Annotated in this window: 2 protein-coding genes; both read right to left on the bottom strand. The window is 61.6% G+C overall.

What is annotated here, in order from left to right; all coding sequences use genetic code 11:
• Positions 1–2,513: TRAP transporter permease (locus ACR0K4_RS22875; RefSeq protein WP_480855903.1), on the bottom strand; the 2,513-nt coding region annotated here is incomplete at its 3' end.
• A gap of 118 nt (positions 2,514–2,631) precedes the next feature.
• Positions 2,632–3,519: TAXI family TRAP transporter solute-binding subunit (locus tag ACR0K4_RS22870; RefSeq protein ID WP_480855902.1), on the bottom strand; the 888-nt coding region annotated here is incomplete at its 5' end.

The raw sequence follows: 3,519 nt of genomic DNA, 5'->3' as shown, positions 1-3,519 counted from the left end.
GGCTGGTTCTGGGGGGCCTGTACGGTGGTGATGCGGACCGGCTCGTCGGCGTAGTAGTCGAAGTTCGACAGCTCGTCCGAGACCGGGGTTCCGAACAGTGGCTCGTCCAGCTTGACCAGACCGTCTTCCTCCAGCGGGATCAGGCCCAGGGCGTCGATACGGGCGGCGCCGTCGGCCTCGTCGCCGATGGTCAGGACCACGGTGGTCTCGGTCATGTTGCCGGTGTCGAAATCGGGACCTTCGACCTCGATGCGCAAGCTGCTGCCCGGGGCGGCCTCGCCCACCGCCTGCTCCAGCTGTGCCGGATCGATCTGCGCAAAAGGCGGTGCGATGCGGTTCATGAAGAAGTCCGGACGGAACAGCGCGAATGCGATCAGGATCAGGGCCACGCTTTCATAGATGCGGTTCTTCGTCAGGAACCAGCCCATGGTGCCAGCGGTGAAGATCAGGATCGCGATGGTCGCAGAGATGGCCACCAGAATGCCCTGCACCCAACCCACATCAATGAGCAGCAGATCGGTGTTGAAGATGAACACAAACGGCAGCGCCACGGTGCGCAAGCTGTAGAAGAAGGCGGTAAAGCCCGTCTTGATCGCGTCCCCGCCCGACACGGCAGCAGCGGCAAAGCTGGCCAGACCCACGGGCGGCGTCACATCGGCCATGATGCCGAAGTAGAACACAAACAGATGCACCGCGATCAGCGGCACGATCAGACCGTCCTGCGCGCCAAGCTCGACAACCACACCGGCCATCAGTGAGCTGACGACGATATAGTTCGCCGTGGTCGGCAGGCCCATGCCCAGAATGAGGCTCAGCAGGCCCACCAGCGCCAGCATGGCAATCAGGTTGCCGCCCGACAGGAACTCGACCAGATCGGCCATCACCTGACCCACACCGGTCAGCGTCACGGTGCCCACGATCACGCCCGCAGTGGCGGTGGCCAGCGCGATGCCGATCATGTTGCGCGCGCCGTCGATCAGACCGTTCCACAGGTCAACCACACCGTCGCGGAAGGCGTTTGCGGTGTTGTTCTCACCGCGGAAGATCGACTTCATCGGCTTCTGCGTCAGCAGGATCACGAACAGCAGCGAGGTCGCCCAGAAGGCCGACAGGCCCGGCGATTTCTGTTCGATCATCAGGAAGTAGACCAGCACGATGATCGGCAGCAGGTAATGCAGACCGGCCTTGTAGATATCGGCAATCACCGGCAGCTCGACCTCTTTGGCGTTGGGATCATCGGGGACCAGATCCTCAACCCCCGAGGCCAGTTTCAACAGGAACAGATAGGCCAGCACGATCAGGCCCGACAGCACCAGACCCGAGGCTCCGGGGATCAACGCAATGATGCCCTTGATCGGATACTGGATGCCATAACACAGCCCGGCAAAGCCCACGAAGAAGATCGCCATGCCGCCAATCGTGCGCCCCATCGAGACCACGCGGTTGCCCAGCGTCGGCATGTTCCGCTTCACCGCCTCCAGGTGCACGATATAGACCAGCGCGATGTAGGAAATCGCCGCTGGCAGGAAGGCGTGGGTGATCACCTCGACATAAGAGATGCCCACATATTCCACCATCAGAAAGGCCGCAGCGCCCATCACCGGCGGCATGATCTGACCGTTCACGGATGAGGCGACCTCGACCGAGCCCGCCTGTTCGCTGGAAAAGCCCACCCGCTTCATCAGCGGAATGGTGAAGGTGCCGGTGGTCACAACATTGGCGATGGATGACCCCGAGATCAGCCCGGTCGCCGCAGAACCCACCACAGCCGCCTTGGCCGGGCCGCCGCGCAGGTGCCCCAGCGCGCCAAAGGCCATCTTGATAAAGTAATTGCCCGCGCCCGCCTTATCCAAAAGCGCCCCGAACAGCACGAAGAGGAAGACGAACTTGGTCGACACGCCCAAAGCGATGCCAAACACACCCTCGGACGTGATCCACATATGGCTCATGGCCTTTTTCAGGCTGGCGCCCTTCCACTGGATCACCTCGGGCACCCAGTCGGAGGAACCAAAGAACACGTAAGCCAGGAAAATCGTCGCAATGATCGCCATCGCCGGGCCAAGCGCGCGGCGCGCCGCCTCGAACAGCAGCAGCAACCCGCCCAGAGCGACCCATTTGTCCACGTCATCGGCCAGCAGGCCGTTATTCACGACTTTTTCGTAGAAGATATAGCCGTAAAGCGCGATCACCGCGCCCGCCACGCCCATGATCCAGTCCTGAATCGGAATGTAGTCACGCGGGCTGGATTTCAGCGCCGGATAGGCCGCAAAGGCCAGAAAGATCGCAAAAGCCAGATGGATCTGGCGCGAGTTGTTCACCACGCTGCCCGGCAGCAGCGCGTTTGACAAAGGTGAAGCCAGCACCACCTGAAAGACCGACCACAGCACCGCGACGATGGCCAGGAAGACCCCGACATTGCCCGCCGGATTGCGCGCGCCCGCATCGGACGAGGCCACCAGATCCTGAAGCTCTTCCTCGGATAGCGGGCGGTTGGATTGGGTGTCGGAACTCATCTGGCGTCTCCCCGTCGCTCTGGGATTATTCGGGCCGGTTCGGCCTCGTTGTCACCCGCTCCCCCGGGTGTGCAAAAAGGGCGCGCCCGTCACTGGCGCGCCCCGCATCAGGTCCGGCTTACTGCAGCCAGCCTTGTTCCTTATAGTACTTCTCGGCACCCGGATGCAGCGGCGCCGACAGGCCATCCGCAATCATCTCTTCCGGCTTCAGGTTGGCAAAGGCCGGGTGCAGCTTTTTGAAGTCATCGAAGTTTTCAAAGACCGAGCTGACAACCGCATAGACCGCATCATCCGACACATCTGCCGAGGTCACAAAGGTCGCGCCCACACCAAAGGTCGTGGTGTCCGCGTCCGAGCCGCGATACATCCCGCCCGGAATGGTCGCGGTGCGGTAGTAGGAATTGCCGTCGATCAGACCGCTGATCGCATCACCGGTCACGTTCACCAGAACCGAGTCACAGGCCGTGGTGGCTTCCTGAATCGACCCCGACGGGTGACCCACGGTGTAGATCATCGCGTCCAGCTGGTTGTCGCACAGCGCCGCCGACTGTTCAGCCGCTTTCAGTTCCGAGGCCAGTTCAAAGTCATCAATGGTCCAGCCCATCGCTTCCAGCACAACATCCATCGTGCCGCGCTGACCCGAACCCGGGTTACCGATGTTCACGCGCTTGCCCTTGAGGTCCTCAAAGCTGGAAATGCCCGCATCGGCGCGCGCCACAACCGTGAACGGCTCGGGATGTACCGAGAACACCGCCCGCAGATTCTCAAACGCGCCCGCGTCCTCAAACTTCGAGGTGCCGTTATACGCATGGTACTGCCAGTCAGACTGCGCCACCCCAAACTCCAGCTCGCCCTCGCGAATGGTGTTGATGTTGTAAACCGACCCACCGGTCGATTCCACAGAACACCGAACCCCGTGCTCCTTCCGGCCCTTGTTCACCAAACGGCAAATCGCACCACCCGTCGGATAATAAACACCCGTTACACCACCCGTCCCAATCGTGAT

This window comes from Ruegeria sp. K11 (genome assembly GCF_056531905.1).
The sequence above is the reverse complement of the archived record's forward strand: the minus strand, read 5'-3'. Positions and strand labels throughout refer to the sequence as shown.